The following is a 15,785-nucleotide window of genomic DNA, read 5'->3' on the forward strand; positions in this document are numbered from 1 at the left end:
TGGCCTGGCGCGTGGGCTACGGGTTCGTGAGCGATCGCTGGGAGGAGGACCGGGACGTGCTGGTGGTGGTGGACAGCCTCACCTTCGAGCAGGAGCGCATCGTGGCCCTTGAGCGGTCGCACGCGGTGCGTGGGGGCCGTGGTCCAACACCGCGACCGGGTCTTCGCGCCTTCCGCCGGGATCTCGCTGGTCCTCGGCCTGGAGCAGCAGGAGGCCGTGCGGACGGCGACGGGGCTGACACCGGACACGATCCCCTGCACGAACTGCATTCTGGAGGAGATCCCGGGGTATGTGAGCGCACTGGACGGCGAGCGGCGCGATGCCTGGGGGAACCTGGGCCTGGAGGCGGCGCTGGGCATGAGCTACAAAGTGGGCCGGCGCATCGAACTGGAGGCCCGCGTGCCCCTGGGCCTGCGCTGGCGCTTCCTCGTCGCCAGTTCCATCACGGGCACGGCTCCCGAGGTGGAGCCGTGGGCGGATCCGTGGCGCTTCAGCGTCGGGTTCCCCGCCCTGTTCGTGCACGTGCGGTGGTGATCAGGCGATCGCCAGGCTCACCAGGTTGTTCAGCATGTGCAGGCCCACGGGCACCCAGATGGAACCGGTGCGCGATCGGGCGTAGCCCAGCACCACGCCGAGCATCAGCACGAGCAGCAGGATCGGCGCGGGGTACTGCATGTGCATCAGGGTGAAGGTGCCCGCGCTCAAGGCCACGGCCACGTGCTCGTCGCTGATCTGCCGCAGCGAACCGTAGAGCAGCCCGCGCACCAGGGCTTCCTCGAAGAGGGCAGGCAGCACCCCGATGCCCAGCACCAGCATCAGCGGATCGTCCGCGGTGCGCACCACCTGGGCCATGAAGTCCGTGGTGAACGCCGGGAACAGCCGGCTCAGCACCTCCTGGGCGGCCGCCACGAGGATGAAGACCCCGGTCCAGGTGAGCGCGGCGCGCCAGGTGGGCATGCGCAGCCCCAGGAACCGACGCAGGTGCGGGCCCACCCACTGGCGCACCAGCACCATCAGCAGCAACAGGGCGACGAGGCCGCTCCACAGGCTGGCTTTGGCGATGGCCGAACCGTTGGTGCTCTGCTGCTGCATGGCGTCCACCAGCACCGGGTCCTGCAGGAGGTCGGACAGGGCCAGGTCCTGCAGCGCCGGGGTCACCGCGCGGCAATGGGCGATGAACACCCCCGTCTGCACCAGGAAGAAGGTGGTGAACACGATGAGGAAGATGCCCATGCCGCGTGCGAAGCGCAGGCCCGGCGGCATCGACAGCTCGGGGTCGAGGCGGTCCTCAGGCAGGGGCGTCTCCGGTCCGGATGATCGTTCCATCGATGATGACGGTGTCGAGGTGGTCGGTGCCGAAGGCGTACGGCAGGTAGGCCAGGGAGGGCACCGGGCGCGCGATCAGCAGGCTGGCCCGCTTGCCCGGGGTGAGGCTGCCGAGCTCGCCGGAAAGGTCCATGGCGGCGGCGGCGTTCAGGGTGGCGGCGTTCACGGCCTCTTCGGGCAGCATGCGCAGCTGGATGCAGGCCAGCGAGAGCACCAGGTTCATGTTGCCGCTGGGCGTGCTGCCGGGGTTGTGGTCGGTGGCCAGCGCCACCGCGCAACCCCGGTCGATCAGGGCCCGCGCCGGGGCGTAAGGGATGCGCAGGAAGAACGAGCACGACGGCAGCAGAGTGGGTATGGTGCGCCCCTGCTCGAGGGCGTCGAGGTCCGCCGGCTCCATCACCTCCAGATGGTCCACGCTGAGCGCGCCGTGCCGCACGGCGGCCGCGATGCCGCCCAGGCTGGTGAACTGGTTCACGTGCACCTTGCCCGGCAGCCCATGGCGCGCTCCGGCCTCCAGGATGCGCTCCAGCTCGTCGACGGTGAAGTAGTTCGTCTCGCAGAACACGTCCACGAAATCGGCCAGCCCTTCCTGCGCCACCTGCGGGATGAGCTCCCTGGTGATCAGGTCCACGTAACCCTTCCGGTCGTGGGCGAACTCCGGCGGCAGGGCATGGGCCGCCAGCAGCGTGGCCTTGATGCGCAACGGAAGATGCTCCTTCAGTCGCTTCACCACGCGAAGCATCTTCAGCTCGCTCTCGGCGCTCAGCCCGTAGCCGCTCTTGATCTCCACGGCCACGGTCCCCTGGCGCATCATGTCCACAAGCCGGGCCCGCGCACGGTCGAACAGGTCCTCCTCGGACATCGTCCGCAGCGTGCGCGCGCTGTTGAGGATGCCGCCGCCGCGGGCGGCGATGTCCTGGTAGCTGAGCCCGCGGATCTTGTCCACGAACTCCTCCTCGCGCGGGGCGGCGAAGACCACGTGCGTGTGCGGATCGCACCAGCCGGGCAGCACCAGCCGGCCCGTGGCATCGATCACCGTCAGGTCGTCCGTGTCGGCGAGGTCCGGCCGGTCGGCCATGCGCCCCACGGCGATGATGCGGCCATGCTCCGCCAGCAGCCAGCCCTCCTCGATGACGGGCAGTTCGGCCATGGCCTGTCCGCCCACCCGGTCGGTGCCCACGGGATGGACGCCCACCAGGGCCTTGGCGTTCGTGATGAGGAGGCGGGCCATGCGCGGCAAAGAAAGGGCAAGTGCGGCGCGCGCCGAAGACTGACGGTGGTCAGGCCCGGGCCAGGGGCGGAGGTCCATCTTCACCCACATGAGCGTCCTGGAGTTCCGCCCCCGGTTCCGCTTCACCACACCGCTCGGCAAGGAGGAGGTGGTGCGGCGGATCGGTGCGCGCCTGCGCGAGGAGAACCCGCACCAGTTGTGGTTGAAGAACGCGGACGACCATCTGGTGCTGAGCTTCCCGAGCAAGGCGACGCACGCGTGGTCGCCCCAGATGGACATCAACCTGGAGGTGCAGGCCGGTGGCACCCTGGTCCGCTGCCTCATCGGTCCGTCCCCCGGCATCTGGATGCTGTTCAGCGCCGGGCACATCGTGCTCAGCCTGCTGGCGATGACGGGTGCCACGCTGGGGTTCGCGCAGCTCTCGCTGGATCACCTGGCCTGGGGCTTCTGGGCGTTGCCCGTGTGCGCCGTGGGGGCCGTGGTGCTGTTCCTGCTCGCACGGGCGGGCAGGGGGCAGGCCACGGACGAGATGCGCGTGCTGAAGCACTTCGTGGATGGAGCGCTGGGCTGCGACTGTTTCAAGCTCGCCATGGCGCAGGCGGAGGAGTGAGCCGTCGGCACCAGCCGCCCCTCGCCGCACCTTTGCACCCCGGTGGGTCCAACCGCCACCGGTGATCGCATGCGCATCGGCATCGTCTGTTACCCCACCTTCGGCGGCAGTGGCGTGGTGGCCACGGAGCTCGGGCTCGCCCTGGCCCAGAAAGGCCACATCGTGCACTTCATCACCTACGACCGCCCGGTGCGGCTACGCGACCACCAGGGCCAGGTGTTCTACCACGAGGTGCGTGTGAGCGACTACCCGCTGTTCGACTATCCGCCGTACGAGCTGGTGCTCGCCAGCAAGATCGTGGACGTGGCCCGCTACGAGGGGCTTGACCTGGTGCACGTGCACTATGCGATCCCACATGCCAGCGCCGCGTGGATGGCGCAGCAGATCCTCGCGTCCCAGGGCATCCGGCTTCCCTTCATCACCACCCTGCACGGCACGGACATCACGCTGGTGGGCCGCGACCCGAGCTTCGAGCCGGGTGATCACCTTCAGCATCGACCGGTCCGATGCGGTGACCGCGGTGAGCGAAAGCCTGAAGCGCGACACCTACGCCCACTTCCCGGTGAAGGGCCCCGAGCAGGGCGGGCGCGACATCCGGGTGATCCCCAACTTCGTGTGCACCGACCAATATGCGGCGCCGGATCCAAGTTGCGGGCGCGCTACGCACCGAACGGGGAGAAGCTTCTGGTCCACATCTCCAACTTCAGGCCGGTGAAGCGCGTGGAGGACGTGATGCGCGTCTTCGCCAAGGTGCGCGAACGCATCCCCAGCCGCCTGCTGATGATCGGCGACGGCCCGGACCGGCAACGGGTGGAGATGCTCTGCCGCGGCAGCGACCTGTGCCACGATGCCTTCTTCCTGGGAAAGATGACCGACCCCGAGGACATCCTCGCCAGCTGCGACCTCTTCGTGCTCACCAGCGAGAGCGAGAGCTTCGGCCTGGCGGCCCTGGAGGCCATGGCGTGCCGTGTACCCGTGGTCAGCACCGACACCGGTGGCACACCCGAGGTCGTGCGGCACGGCATCAGCGGCATGCTGAGCCCGGTGGGCGATGTGGACCGCATGGCGGAACACGCGGTCGCCATCCTGAAGGACGAGGCCACGCTGGAGCGGTTCCGCCAGGGCGCCTTCGAGCAGGCCCGGCTGTTCGATGTCCGCACCGTCCTCCCGCGCTACGAAGCGCTGTACACCGAGGTCATCGGAACGCCGCTGGAGTGATGGAGCGGGTGAGCGATCGCGTGAGCGTGAACCGGGAGCCGGGCCGCACGACGGTGGGGATCAGCGCGCGCCTGGCCCGCGGCCGCGAGGCGCTTCTGGTGGCCTGGACCCTGGCGTGGCTGCTGTGCGGCGCGCTGATCCTGTGGGAGGCGCTGCGGCAGCCGAAGGGCGAGCTGCGCCAGTACCTCTTCGTGTTCCTGGCGTTCTGGACCTATTTCCTGGTGCGGGTGGCCCGCGCGGCGCTCTGGCGTCTGAAGGGCTTCGAGCTCTGGCGGATCAAGGATGGTGTCCTCACGATCAAGGACAGCGTCCTCGGGTACGGCAAGGCCACCGATCATGCGATGGAGAACATCAGCGACCTGGGGCCGCTGGACCGCGACCAACGGTCGTGGAAGTGGCATCTCAACGAGAGCTTCTGGGTGATGGGGGCGAGCGCCTGCAGTTCACCGCCCTGGGCCGCAAGGTGGCCTTCGGCAAGGGCCTCAACGATGCGGAGGCCGCGCGATTGCTCGCGATCCTGAAGCACGCGCAGCTGCAGTTCCGCACCCGGGAACGCTCTGCTTAAAGCTCGCTGATGCGGAAGGCGTTGCCGCGGATGCGGTGCGTCATCACCCCGTCAATGGTGGAGGACAGCGTCATGGCGCGCGCGGCGGGGGAGCCCATCACCTCGTCGAGGGCGCGCACCGCACCGGCCGGCACCTGGGCGGCCTGCAGGGCGGCAAGCAGCGTGTCGCGCCGGTGGAGCGCGATCGCGGGCGCCAGTGCTTCGGCCAGGGCGGCGCGGTGCACCACGCGGTCGCGGTTGGTGCGGAAGCGGGGATCGGTGGCGAGCGCGCCGCGATCCAGCACCTCGCAGAGGTTGCTGAACTGGGTATCGCTGCCCACCGCGAGGATGATGCGTCCACCGTCCAGGCAGGGGAACAGTTCCCCGTACGGTGCGATGTTGGGGTGCAGCGTCCCGATCGGAGCGGCCACGTGGCCCGTCATCAGCTGATTGCTGGCCTGGTTGATGAGCCCGCTGAGCGCGGCCTCCTCCAGGGACACCTCCACGAAGGCCCCGCGGCCGGTGGAGGCGCGTTGGATCAGGGCCAGCAGGATGCCCTCCTTCAACTGGTGCGCGGCGAGCACATCCACCAAGGCGATGGGCAGCTTCGCCAGGTGTTCACGGTCCGTGCCGGTCATGCTGATGTAGCCGGTCTCGGCCTGCAGCACCACATCGAAGGCGGGCCGGTCACTGCGGTCGGCGAAACCGGCAATGTGGCCGTGCACGAGCCGCGGGTTCAGGGACCGCACCCGATCGCGCGACAGGCCGAGCTTCTCCGCATCGCCGGACAGGTGGTTGGTCACCAGCACGTCCGCTTGGTGCAGCAACGCATCCAGGCGGGCACGCCCTTCGGTGGACTGGAAGGTCGAGCAGCTGATGCTCCTTGCCCCAGTTCACGCTGCTGAAGTAGGCGCTCACCGGTGCGGTGGGGTCTTCGATCGGCAGCTTCCACCGGCGGGTGACATCGCCACCCGCGCGCTGGTTCTCCACCTTCACCACCCGGGCACCGAGCTCGGCGAAGAACAGGCCGACACTTGGACCGGCCAGCACACCGGCCGTTTCCACCACCAGCAGGTCCTCGAACGGTTTCATCGGTCAAGTGTAGGAAGGATGCGTGATCGGACCGGTCCGCCTGCGCGTGAACAGCGTTCGGCTCGGGCGCGAACGAAAAAGCCCGCCGCTCCGCGGCCGGGCTATCATCAAGTGCCCAGGACCGGGCTGGCCGGGGACGGCCGGACCAGGTTTGGCCGTGAAGTGGATCAAGCCCGTGTCCGCTTCGCGTCCATGGGGCTATTTCATTCGCTTCCTCGCTCGAGCAAGCTCGGCTCGGGCGCGAACGAAAAAGCCCCGCCGCTCCGCGGCAGGGCTTCATCATCAAGTGCCCAGGACTGGACTCGAACCAGCACAGCCTTTCGGCCACTACCCCCTCAAAGTAGCGTGTCTACCAATTTCACCACCTGGGCAGGTGCCTTGACGGTCACAAGGACCGCCAAGCGGCGCCAAAGATAATCGGGTCAGGAACAGGTTGGTGAGATCGGTCGGTGCATCACCGCAATACCACCTGACAGCAGGATGCGGCTTATCGACGGACGCTGTTCCTGCGCTTCTTCACCTGCTTGTTGATGAGCAGGGATTGCACCTCCGAATAGAACCGGAACGTGTAGCTGCCTTGGGCGAGCGTGGAGGTGTTGATCGTCACCACCGGCGTCCAGGGGAGGACCTGCGACATGACGATGTCACCCATGCTGTTCAGGAACTCCACCCTGCACATCGGGGTTTGCTGCGTGGGCAGCGCGACGTTGAGCGAGTTGTCGAACGGCTCGGGGTAGACGTAGCTGTTGTTGTTCTGATTGCCGACGGTGCCGATCGGCAACACCTGAGCCTGCGTGGCGAACGGAGCGGCACAGAGCAGAAGGGCGACGAGGATCGTGGAACGCATGAGGTCGGTTTTTAGGTCGTTAGTGCGAGATGGGTTCGACAGGGAGAGAGCGCTGGGCGAATATAGGACAGAACGGGGATGTCGGGCCGCCGGCCTCCCCACCTCTTCCACCGCCCCCTGTTCACCAAGGGTGTTCAACGACGAAAGCCCCTCGCAGGGGGCTTTCCAGTGACTCCGCTGGGGCTCGAACCCAGGACCCCAACATTAAAAGTGTTGTGCTCTACCAACTGAGCTACAGAGTCTTCCAACCGCCGGGAGGCGGTAAAGAGGGTGCAAATGTAAACAGGGAGGGCGTCCGGACAAATCAACCGTCCTTCTTCTCGATGAGCGGGTGGCGTTCGAACGGGCGGCTGCGGTCGAACAGGTAGCGGTAGGTGGCCATCGTGCGGTAGTTCACCGCGTCGAGGTTCTCGCACACCTTGATCATGCGCGGATTGAAGTCGCCGATCCAGGTGAGCACGGTGTCCCGGTACAGCCCCTGCTCCACGATCTTCTCGGCGAACACGATCATGGCCCCCTCCAACCCCCTTGCCCTGGAACTCCCGGGCGACGCCGAACACGATGCCGGTCATGGTCTTCACCGTGCCGCGCCATTTGTGCCACAGGAACTTCAGCTTGCCGAGCCAGTTGAGGTCGCCGTTCACGTGGCGGAAGATCTCGTTGAGCTCGGGCACGCTGATGTAGAAGGCGACGGGCTTCTTCTTGTGGTCCACCCAGATCAGGATCCGCGGGTCCATCACCGGCTTCATCGCCCGGATGATCTTCAGCGCCTGGGCCTTCTCCATGGGCTTGAAGCCTGCATGGTCCACCCAGGCCGCGTTGTACACCGTGCGGAAGTCCTCGGCCAGTTGGTCCACGCTGCGGCCCCGCGCATCCCGGATGGTGAAGTCCGGATCGTTCTTCAGCTGGTTGTACTTGCGGTGGAAGATCGGCTGCGCCTTCACCTCCATGCTGCGCTTGAAGAAGAGCTGCTTGTAGTACTCCCTGAAGCCATAGCCCTCCAGCAGGTCGCGGTAGTAGGGCGGGTTGTAGTTCACCCCGTAGATGGGCGGGTCGGTGAAGTTCTCGATCAGCAGGCCCCAGTACATGTTCTTCTCCCCGAAGTTGATGGGGCCGTCCATCGCCTGCATGCCCTGCTCCCGCAGCCAGTCGCGTGCGGCGTCCAGAAGCTGCGTGGCCGCGGCGCGGTCGTTGATGCACTCAAAGAAGCCCATGCCGCCGGTGGGCTGCTCCTCGGTGCGCGCCGTCTTGGGGTTCACGAAGGCGGCCACGCGGCCGATCGCCGCACCGGCGTCATCATACAGCACCCAGCGCCAGCTGCGCCGCCCTTGAAGAGCTTGTTGCGCTTCGGGTCGAAGACCTTCTCGATGTCCTGTCGCAGGTGGGGGATCCAGTTCGGGTCGTCCCGGTAAATGCGCCAGGGCAGGCGCATCCAGTCGCGGAGGGTGCGCTGGTCTTCGGCGGTCACGAGCTTCATCGGCTGCGAAGGTGCGGATCGTCGGCGAACAGGAGGGCGGTGGCACCTTTGCCGTGTGCGGATCGTGCTCACCGGACCGATGTGCGCGGGGAAGACCCGGGTGGGCCGCGCCCTGGCCGACCGCCTCGGGCTTCCGTTCGCCGACCTGGACCGCATGGCCGAGGAGCGCATCGGCGGGCCCATCGTGCCCTTCTTCACCCGCCAGGGGGAGCAGGCGTTCCGTGAGCTGGAAAGCGAGCTGCTCCACGCATGGCTTGCGGACGGCGCACCCGGCGTGCTGGCCGCCGGCGGGGGAACGCTGGCGGATCCGGTCAACATGACCGCTGCGTTGAACGCGGCCACGGTCGTTCTCCTGCAGGTGGGCGAGGATGAACTGGTCCGCCGGGTGATGCGCGCGGGGCGCGATCGTCCGCTGTACCTGGGCCTTGACGAGGCCGGCGTGCGGCAACGCACCCGGGAGCTGCTGGAGGCCCGTGGGCCGATCATGCGCACGCCACGATCACCGTGGACGCCGAGGCGGCCGTGGAGGAGGTCGCGCGCCGGATCGTCGTCGCCCTGGGCCTTGGTCAGGAGAGCTGAACCTTGTCGCGGCGGCCCAGCTCCACGCTGATGTGCTCCTGCAGGGTGGTGCTGAGGGTGAGCCCCACGATGTCCGCCCGGATCGGGAAGGTGCGATGCCTCCGGTCCACCAGCACCACGGTGGTAAGGCGCTTCACGGGCACCTGCACGAGGTGCGCCGCCGCATGCATCAGGGTGCGGCCGCTCATGAGCACATCGTCCACCAGCACCACCGCCCGGCCCTTCAAGCGCTCCGGCGGAGCGGAGAGGCCGATGGGATGCGCGTGTGGAGCATCCTTGTCAAGGGTCAGTTCGAGGACGTCGACGGTGAACGGTGCGATGTCCGCCAGCAGCTGGGCGAGGCGTGCGGCCAGCTTGATGCCGCGGCCGCTGATGCCCACGAGCACCACATCGCGCTCGCGATGGTGTTCCTCGTGCAACTGATGCGCGATGCGTTCAAGCTTGCGCCTGACCTGGTCTGATCGAGGACGATCGTGGTGGTGGCGGCCATGCGGGGTGCAAGGTAGCGGTGCGGCCGGTCAGGGGCGCACCACCAGGCCCCGCCATCCACCGCCATCCACAGCCTGAAAGGTCCACAGGAGCGGCCCAGCGGCCCCCGTCACGGAAAGGCGCACCAGGCCCGGTCCGGCGATCGTCCGTTCGGCGGCGAGGCGGCCATCGGCATGCATCAGGCGTAGCAGCCCTGCACCCGTGGCGTCCAGGTGAAAGGCCTCCGCATCGCACCAGGCGCGGGGCGTGGACGTGCCTCCTTCCGGTACCGATACACCGCCCACGAAGAGCTCCATGCTGCTGGAGTCCGTTCGGCCGCAGGCGTCGGTCACCACGTGCCACACGGTGTACGTGCCCGACGCTCCGTACACATGGTCCGGGTCGGACACCACACTGGTACCGCCATCCCCGAAGGACCACAGGTGGGTGAGCGCCGCTGGCTCCGTGCTGGCGAACTGGACCGACCCGGCCCCGAGGTCAACGTACGTGAAGCCCGCATCCGGGTCCATCGCGCCGATGTCCCAGGTGTCGAGGCTGTCGAGCACCACGGCCTCGACCGCCAGTTGCAACAGTCCGGCGGTGTCGGGATGCAGAACGGCAGGGTGGTAGGCCCCCACAGGGCTGCGGCGGAAGAAGGTGGCGTACATGGTACAGGCCACCAGGTAACTGCCGGCCATGGACGGGTGGCTGCCATCGGCGGCGTAGAGGTTGATGCCGGGATGCTGGTCGCGGACGTGCGACCACGCCGCGCCGGCCGCGGCGCATTCCGCCACGTTGTCGGTCGCCATCTGCAGGTAGCGCTCACGCAGCAGGGCCTGCATGCCGGCATAGGTGCACACGGGAGGCCAGTTGGCGCAGTTCTGCTGGTCGCCGTCCTGCCGGCCCCAGGTCATGTAGAACACGGGCGTGGTGCAGCTGTCGTTCGCGCGGATGGCGTTCACCAGTTGCGTGGCGAAGGGAAAGACCTCCACCTCCACCTGGGCCAGCGGGAAGCTCGGACGCTGGCTCTGCTCCTGCAGCACCACGAAGTCCCAGGGCTGCGCATCGATCAGGGCGAGGCTGGTGGGGTTCGTGGAATGCTGCTCGAAGGTGTGGCCCCCGGGCATGTTCGAGGCCACCTCCACCGTGTCGCCGAGGCTTTCGGCCACCTGTTCCACCAGCGTGGGCAGGGTGTTCACCCCGGTATAGCTGTTGCCCAGGAAGAGGATGCGGGTGGTCTGCGCCTCGGCCGGGGGGGTGAAGGAGGCCACGGCGAGCGCGCCGGCCAGGGGGAGGAGGCGGGAACGATGCATGTGTTGGTGACGAAGTTCGGTCGCAACGGCGTTGTCCGGTACCTTGACCGCATGGAGCTGTTGTGGTTCGCACTGCTGTTGGTGCTGGCCGAAGTGCTGGGCACGGTGGGCGGCTTCGGCTCGAGCATGCTGGTGATGCCCATCGCGGGATGGTTCCTGCCCTTCACCGAGGCCCTCGGGCTCACCGCGGTGTTCCACGTGTTCAGCAATGTGTCCAAAGTGATCCTGTTCCGTCAGGGCTTCTCATGGCGGGTGTTCCTGCCGATGGTGCTGCCCGCGGTGGGCGGGGTGTACATCGGAGCCCGGCTCACCGGCGTGGCCGATGGGTCGATGCTCACGCTGCTCCTGGGCGTGCTGCTGGTGCTGCTCAGCGGGGTGTTCCTGCTCTTCCCCACCGCCCGGGTGGAGCCCACCATGCGCAACGCCGTGCTCGGCGGTGGCCTCTCCGGGCTGGTGGCCGGACTGGTGGGCACGGGTGGTGCGATCCGCGGGGTCACCCTCGCCGCGTTCGGTCTGGAGCGATCGGCGTTCGTCTGCACATCGGCCTGGATCGATCTCGGGGTCGACCTCACCAGGTCGGTGGTCTACATCGAGCAGGGCTACGTGAACGAACGGGTATGGACCTGGCTCCCGGTGCTGGCGGCGGTGAGCGTGGTGGGTTCGTGGGCGGGCCGTTCGCTGCTGCGCCGCATCCCGCAGGACCGGTTCAGGACCTGGGTGCTGCTGTTGGTGATGCTGATCGGCCTGTACCTCCTGGGCCGTCAGGCATGGCCGTTCCTGCTGGCCGCCATCTGAAGCCCGTCACCGCGTGCGGACCTCCGCCTTGGAGCCGCCGTTCAGCCGGCTGTCCGGAAAGCGGCTTCCGGTGTACTTGATGATCCGGTCGAACAGTTCGACGGTCTCCGGCTCCAGCCGGCGGAAGCGGATGCACGAACGCCCGTGGTCATACGCCTTCAGGTCCTTGTTGAAGGCGTCGAGCAGGTCGTGATGCATGATGTAGAGCGCCATGAAGCTCTTCTGGTTGCCCACCGCGCAGAAGGCCGTCCCGTCCAGCAGATAGGTGGGCAGGCCGTTGCGCAGTTCCTCGGTGACACGCGGGAACGCGCGAAGCACCAGGCGTCGCACGTGCGTGAGCGCGGCACGCCGATCCTCCGGCAGGGCGTCGAAGTAGGCTTCGCAGGTGGAGGCGTCGATGCGCATGGCGGGGCGTGAAGATCGGTGCTGGACCGATGCGCGGGCGTAGCCGGGTTACGACGGGGCGCGCTGAGGCCGTGCGCGACGGTCAGTCGCGCGGCGCCTCGATCCACAGTTCACGGCCACTGCGCGGCGCGATGGAGTTGTGGCAGGCCGTGAAACGCACCCGTGGGAACACGGGCTTGAACAAGGCCTCGTACTCCACCTGCGAGCCTCCGAAGGGAGGCCTGTCGCTGTTCAGCGGATCGTCGAACAGCACACCGACCAGCTTGCCGCCGGGCCGCAGCATGCGATGCATGGCGCGCACATAGTCCGGTCGCAACACCGGGTCGAGCGCGCAGAAGCAGGTCTGTTCGATGATGCGGTCGTAGCTGCCTTCGTGCCGGAAGAGATCGCCCACCAGGAGGTGTTCCTTCGGGAAGTCGGGGCAGCGGGCGAGCAGGTCCTTGAAGGGCGCGTCGGTGAGGTCGATCACGAACACGTTCCGGAAGCCGAGGCGGTGGGCGTGTTCCGCCTCGTAGGCGCGGCCCGCGCCGGGGAACAACAGGCGCAGGTCCTTGTCCGTCAGCTGATCGAGATAGGCCCTCAGCGGGGTGGAAGGCGCACCAAGGTCCCAGCCGGTGTCGCCGGCCTGATAGCGCTCCTCCCAGAAGTTCCGATCCAGTTGCATGGCCCGAAGATCGGGACATCCGGCGTGCCTCGCTGTGCGGCACGGTGCACGGGACCCGCGACCGGGTCCCGTCGATCGGGCTATCTTTGCGCAGCTCCCTGGCGCGCGATGCGTGCCCTTTCCGGTCCTCCACCTGCGGGTGCCATGGGCCGTCACCTTCTGAACCGAACGAGTTGCACTGGATCGACGCCGGTATTTTCCTCCTTTACATGGTCCTCCTGGTGGCCGTGGGTGTGTTCCACATGCGGAGGAATTCCAGCGCCGAGGACTACTTCGTCAGCGGACGCAACATGGGCCGCTGGCACATCGGGTTGTCCGTGGTGGCCACCGATGTGGGCGGTGGATTCTCCATCGGTCTGGGTGGGCTCGGCTTCGCGATGGGCCTCAGCGGCTCCTGGATGCTCTTCACCGGATTGATCGGCGCCTGGCTCGCCGCCGTGCTGCCGATCCCGCGGGTGTACGCGCTGGGTAGTGCACAGCGGCTGCTCACCTTTCCCCAGCTCTTCGGCCATTACTACGACGGCCGTGTCGCGCTTGTCGCGGGCTTCATCTCGGTGGTCGGTTACCTGGGCTTCACCAGTTCGCAGATCCTGGCCGGTGCCAAGCTCGCCTCCGCGGCCGTGGTGGGCCTCGACCTGCATACGGCACTGGTGGTGATGGGCGCCATCGCCATCGTCTACACGGCGCTGGGTGGCATGAGCGCGGTGATCCACACCGATACCGTGCAATGGGTGGTGCTGCTGGCCGGCTTGATCTTCGTTGCGCTCCCGCTGTCGTGGCAGGCCGTGGGTGGTTGGGAGGTGATCAGCGCCACGCTGGCACCCGAGCTGCTGGCCTTGGACCACATTCGGCCGGTACAACTGCTCAACTGGGCCATCACCATCGTGCCCATCTGGTTCGTGGGCATGACGCTCTACCAGCGCATCTACGCCAGCCGCAGTGAACGCGAGGCCCGGCAGGCCTGGTTCATCGCCGGGCTGTTCGAGTGGCCGGTGATGGCCTTCCTGGGTGTCGTCCTCGGCCTGCTGGCGCGGGTGGCGGCCGAACAGGGGATGTTCGCAGCGCTCTTCCCGCTCGGTGCGGGCGAGATGGACCCCGAGATCGGTCTGCCGCTGCTGCTGCGCACCATCCTGCCGGTCGGCTTGATGGGCGTGGTGCTCGCCGCCTACTTCAGCGCCATCCTGTCCACAGCCGACAGCTGCCTGATGGCGGCCAGCGGCAACCTGCTCACGGACATCGTGCTGCGGAAGCGGCAGGACATGCCGGTGAAGCGGCAGCTCCGGTTATCGCAGGTCTTCACATTGGTGCTCGGGCTGGTGGCCCTGGTCCTGGCCGGCACCATGGAGAACGTGCTCACGCTGATGTTGCACAGCTACGCCTTCATGGTCAGCGGTCTGTTGGTACCGCTGGTAGCCGCGGTCTTCTTCGGGCAGCGGCACGCACCGGCCGCGCTTGCATCCATGGTGGTCGGCGGGGGCACCACCCTGGCGCTCACCACGCTCGCCGTACCGCTTCCGCTGGGCTTGGACGCCAACATCTTCGGGATCGTGGCTTCCTCCCTTTGTTTCACCTCGGTGGTGCGCCTTGTTCCGGGGCGCGCCGCCGGCATACCCGCCCCTTGAATGGAATTCATCCACCTGGACAGCGCCACCGGGCCGCATCCGCAGTTCACCAACGACCGCATCGCACACTTCCTGGAGGTGCATCTGGACCAGTTCGGGTGATCGCAGGGAGGACATCCTGAAATGCCTTGCCTATGTCTTCGATCCACAGCGCGGTGGCTTCGTGGTGCTGGCCGTGGATGGTGATGCGGTCCAGGGCGCCGTGGTGGTGAACGAGACCGGCATGGGCGGCTACATCCCGGAGAACATCCTGGTGTACATCGCGGTGGACCGTGCCTTGCGCGGGCAGGGCCTGGGCCGGAAGCTGATGCAGGAGGCGCTCACGCGCGCGAAGGGTGCCGTCGCGCTGCATGTGGAGCCGGACAATCCGGCCCGCAAGCTCTACGAGGCGCTCGGCTTCACCAACAAGTACCTCGAAATGCGTCTGCACCGATGAAGAGGACGAGCATCCCTTCCCCAGTGAACGATGGCCTGCTTCGGAAGCTGGTCTACCTGCGTCGAGAACTGCACGCCCATCCGGAGACCGCCATGGAGGAGCACCGGACCGCGGACCGCATCAAGCGCTACCTCGAAGTGCTGGCCCCCGATGCCCTGCTCACGCACGTGGGCGGAACGGGTGTGCTCGCGCGATTCGACGGCGGCTCGAGCGGTCCCGCGCTGCTCTTCCGCTGCGAGCTCGATGCGCTGCCCATCGAGGAGGAGAACGACTTCGCGCACCGCTCCACGATCGAGGGCCGGTCGCACAAGTGCGGGCACGATGGCCACATGGCGATCCTGTGCGGGCTGGCCGAGCGGCTCGCGGCCGAACGACCGGCGAGCGGCAGGGTCTGGCTGCTGTTCCAGCCGGCCGAGGAGAACGGCCTGGGTGCCGAGGCAGTGCTGGCGGATCCGCGCGTGAAGGGGATGCGGTTCGATCGCGTGTTCGCGCTGCACAACCTGCCGGGTGTTCCCAGGGGAACCGTGATGCTGCGTCCGGAGAGCTTCACAGCAGCCGTCAACAGCATCATCATCACGCTGAAGGGCAGGACCTCGCATGCCGCCGAACCCGAGCACGGCATCAATCCGGCGGCCGCGATGAGCGAGCTCATCACCCGCAGCCTGGCGCTGGACCACAACGTGCCGGCCGATGCGCACATGCGGGTGGTCACCCCCGTGCATGCACGCCTCGGCAGCAAGGACTACGGCATCAGCGCGGGCTCCGCCGAGGTGCATCTCACCCTGCGCTGCTGGCATGATGCCGAACTCGAGCGCTTGCAGCGCGAGGTGGAGGCCATCGCCAACGAAGTGAGCGTCCGGCACCGGCTGAAGCTCGACATCACCTACACCCAGCACTTCCACGCCAACCGCAACGATGCCGCCACGGTGGACCTGGTGCGCGAGGCCGTGGAGGCGGAGGGGCTCGCTCACCGGGAGCCGGAGCATCCCTTCAAGTTCGGCGAGGATTTCGGGCTCTTCACCCAGCGCTTCCCCGGTTGCATGTTCGGGCTGGGGGCGGGGAGGGAACGCCCGCCCTGCACAATCCCGACTACGACTTCCCCGAGGACCTCATCCCGCAGGGCATCGCCGTGTTCGAGCGGATCGTCCGCCAACTGAC

At 67.5% G+C, this 15,785-nt stretch carries 18 protein-coding genes, 2 tRNA genes and 2 pseudogenes; 10 read left to right on the top strand and 12 right to left on the bottom strand.

Annotated elements, in window-relative coordinates:
• Positions 1–108: 108 nt before the first annotated feature.
• Positions 109–534 (top strand): hypothetical protein, encoded by a 426-nt coding sequence (locus tag IPM49_18150; protein ID MBK9276445.1) that lies wholly within the window; start codon positions 109–111, stop codon positions 532–534.
• Here IPM49_18150 and IPM49_18155 read toward each other — a convergent pair whose 3' ends face one another.
• The gene (locus IPM49_18155; GenBank protein MBK9276446.1) at positions 535–1,326 is read right to left on the bottom strand and encodes a CPBP family intramembrane metalloprotease; all 792 of its coding nucleotides are present in this window, start codon (positions 1,324–1,326) and stop codon (positions 535–537) included.
• Positions 1,289–2,557, bottom strand: coding sequence for an imidazolonepropionase (locus IPM49_18160; GenBank protein ID MBK9276447.1), 1,269 nt, complete (start codon positions 2,555–2,557; stop codon positions 1,289–1,291). Before IPM49_18160 ends, IPM49_18155 begins: the two co-directional genes overlap by 38 nt.
• Positions 2,558–2,645: 88 nt before the next feature.
• Between IPM49_18160 and IPM49_18165 the strand changes: the two genes are divergently transcribed.
• The 3 genes and pseudogenes from IPM49_18165 to IPM49_18175 all read left to right on the top strand — a co-directional run bounded on the left by IPM49_18165 (position 2,646) and on the right by IPM49_18175 (position 4,906).
• Positions 2,646–3,167: a hypothetical protein gene (locus IPM49_18165; protein ID MBK9276448.1), complete on the top strand. Its 522-nt coding sequence runs from the start codon at positions 2,646–2,648 to the stop codon at positions 3,165–3,167.
• A 69-nt stretch (positions 3,168–3,236) separates the two neighbouring features.
• Positions 3,237–4,385 (top strand): annotated as a pseudogene (gene bshA / locus IPM49_18170) (N-acetyl-alpha-D-glucosaminyl L-malate synthase BshA).
• Positions 4,385–4,906: a hypothetical protein gene (locus IPM49_18175; protein ID MBK9276449.1), complete on the top strand. Its 522-nt coding sequence runs from the start codon at positions 4,385–4,387 to the stop codon at positions 4,904–4,906. Before bshA ends, IPM49_18175 begins: the two are co-directional and overlap by 1 nt.
• A gap of 40 nt (positions 4,907–4,946) precedes the next feature.
• On the opposite strand, the gene IPM49_18180 is transcribed toward IPM49_18175, so the two are convergent.
• The 5 genes from IPM49_18180 to IPM49_18200 form a co-directional block, all read right to left on the bottom strand.
• On the bottom strand, positions 4,947–5,756 hold the full coding sequence (locus IPM49_18180; protein MBK9276450.1) for a CoA transferase: 810 nt from the start codon (positions 5,754–5,756) through the stop codon (positions 4,947–4,949).
• A 552-nt stretch (positions 5,757–6,308) separates the two neighbouring features.
• A tRNA-Leu gene (locus IPM49_18185) sits at positions 6,309–6,392 on the bottom strand.
• Between the two features lie 116 nt (positions 6,393–6,508).
• A complete protein-coding gene (locus IPM49_18190; protein MBK9276451.1) occupies positions 6,509–6,868 on the bottom strand; it encodes a hypothetical protein in 360 nt (119 codons plus the stop codon).
• Between the two features lie 169 nt (positions 6,869–7,037).
• A tRNA-Lys gene (locus tag IPM49_18195) sits at positions 7,038–7,110 on the bottom strand.
• A 62-nt stretch (positions 7,111–7,172) separates the two neighbouring features.
• Positions 7,173–7,379 (bottom strand): hypothetical protein, encoded by a 207-nt coding sequence (locus IPM49_18200; protein MBK9276452.1) that lies wholly within the window; start codon positions 7,377–7,379, stop codon positions 7,173–7,175.
• Positions 7,380–7,570: 191 nt separating this feature from the next.
• On the opposite strand from IPM49_18200, the gene IPM49_18205 reads away from it, so the two are divergent.
• Positions 7,571–7,846, top strand: coding sequence for a hypothetical protein (locus tag IPM49_18205; protein MBK9276453.1), 276 nt, complete (start codon positions 7,571–7,573; stop codon positions 7,844–7,846).
• A gap of 277 nt (positions 7,847–8,123) precedes the next feature.
• Here the strand turns inward: IPM49_18205 and IPM49_18210 are convergent, their stop codons facing one another.
• A complete protein-coding gene (locus IPM49_18210) occupies positions 8,124–8,345 on the bottom strand; it encodes a hypothetical protein (GenBank protein ID MBK9276454.1) in 222 nt (73 codons plus the stop codon).
• A 55-nt stretch (positions 8,346–8,400) separates the two neighbouring features.
• On the opposite strand from IPM49_18210, the gene IPM49_18215 reads away from it, so the two are divergent.
• The gene (locus tag IPM49_18215; protein MBK9276455.1) at positions 8,401–8,955 is read left to right on the top strand and encodes a shikimate kinase; all 555 of its coding nucleotides are present in this window, start codon (positions 8,401–8,403) and stop codon (positions 8,953–8,955) included.
• Here IPM49_18215 and IPM49_18220 read toward each other — a convergent pair.
• Positions 8,912–9,343: a phosphoribosyltransferase gene (locus tag IPM49_18220; protein ID MBK9276456.1), complete on the bottom strand. Its 432-nt coding sequence runs from the start codon at positions 9,341–9,343 to the stop codon at positions 8,912–8,914. The genes IPM49_18215 and IPM49_18220 overlap by 44 nt on opposite strands.
• 99 nt (positions 9,344–9,442) lie before the next feature.
• Positions 9,443–10,705 carry a hypothetical protein gene (locus tag IPM49_18225; protein ID MBK9276457.1) on the bottom strand — a complete coding sequence of 421 codons (1,263 nt, stop codon included), beginning with the start codon at positions 10,703–10,705 and terminating at the stop codon, positions 9,443–9,445.
• Positions 10,706–10,756: 51 nt separating this feature from the next.
• Between IPM49_18225 and IPM49_18230 the strand changes: the two genes are divergently transcribed.
• Complete coding sequence (locus tag IPM49_18230; protein MBK9276458.1) at positions 10,757–11,500, top strand: sulfite exporter TauE/SafE family protein; 744 nt, start codon at positions 10,757–10,759, stop codon at positions 11,498–11,500.
• Between the two features lie 6 nt (positions 11,501–11,506).
• Here the strand turns inward: IPM49_18230 and IPM49_18235 are convergent, their stop codons facing one another.
• Both IPM49_18235 and IPM49_18240 read right to left on the bottom strand, forming a co-directional pair.
• Positions 11,507–11,905, bottom strand: coding sequence for a DUF1801 domain-containing protein (locus tag IPM49_18235; GenBank protein ID MBK9276459.1), 399 nt, complete (start codon positions 11,903–11,905; stop codon positions 11,507–11,509).
• A gap of 82 nt (positions 11,906–11,987) precedes the next feature.
• Positions 11,988–12,569 (bottom strand): methyltransferase domain-containing protein, encoded by a 582-nt coding sequence (locus IPM49_18240; protein MBK9276460.1) that lies wholly within the window; start codon positions 12,567–12,569, stop codon positions 11,988–11,990.
• 173 nt (positions 12,570–12,742) lie between these two features.
• Between IPM49_18240 and IPM49_18245 the strand changes: the two genes are divergently transcribed.
• The 3 genes and pseudogenes from IPM49_18245 (at position 12,743) to IPM49_18255 (ending at position 15,784) form a co-directional block, all read left to right on the top strand.
• Positions 12,743–14,191, top strand: coding sequence for a sodium:solute symporter family protein (locus IPM49_18245; GenBank protein MBK9276461.1), 1,449 nt, complete (start codon positions 12,743–12,745; stop codon positions 14,189–14,191).
• Positions 14,192–14,627: pseudogene (locus tag IPM49_18250) on the top strand (GNAT family N-acetyltransferase).
• On the top strand, positions 14,624–15,784 hold the full coding sequence (locus IPM49_18255; GenBank protein ID MBK9276462.1) for an amidohydrolase: 1,161 nt from the start codon (positions 14,624–14,626) through the stop codon (positions 15,782–15,784). Before IPM49_18250 ends, IPM49_18255 begins: the two are co-directional and overlap by 4 nt.
• Position 15,785 lies beyond the last annotated feature (1 nt).

It is taken from the genome of Flavobacteriales bacterium, from assembly GCA_016715895.1.
Taxonomy (GTDB): Bacteria; Bacteroidota; Bacteroidia; order Flavobacteriales_F; family PHOS-HE28; genus PHOS-HE28.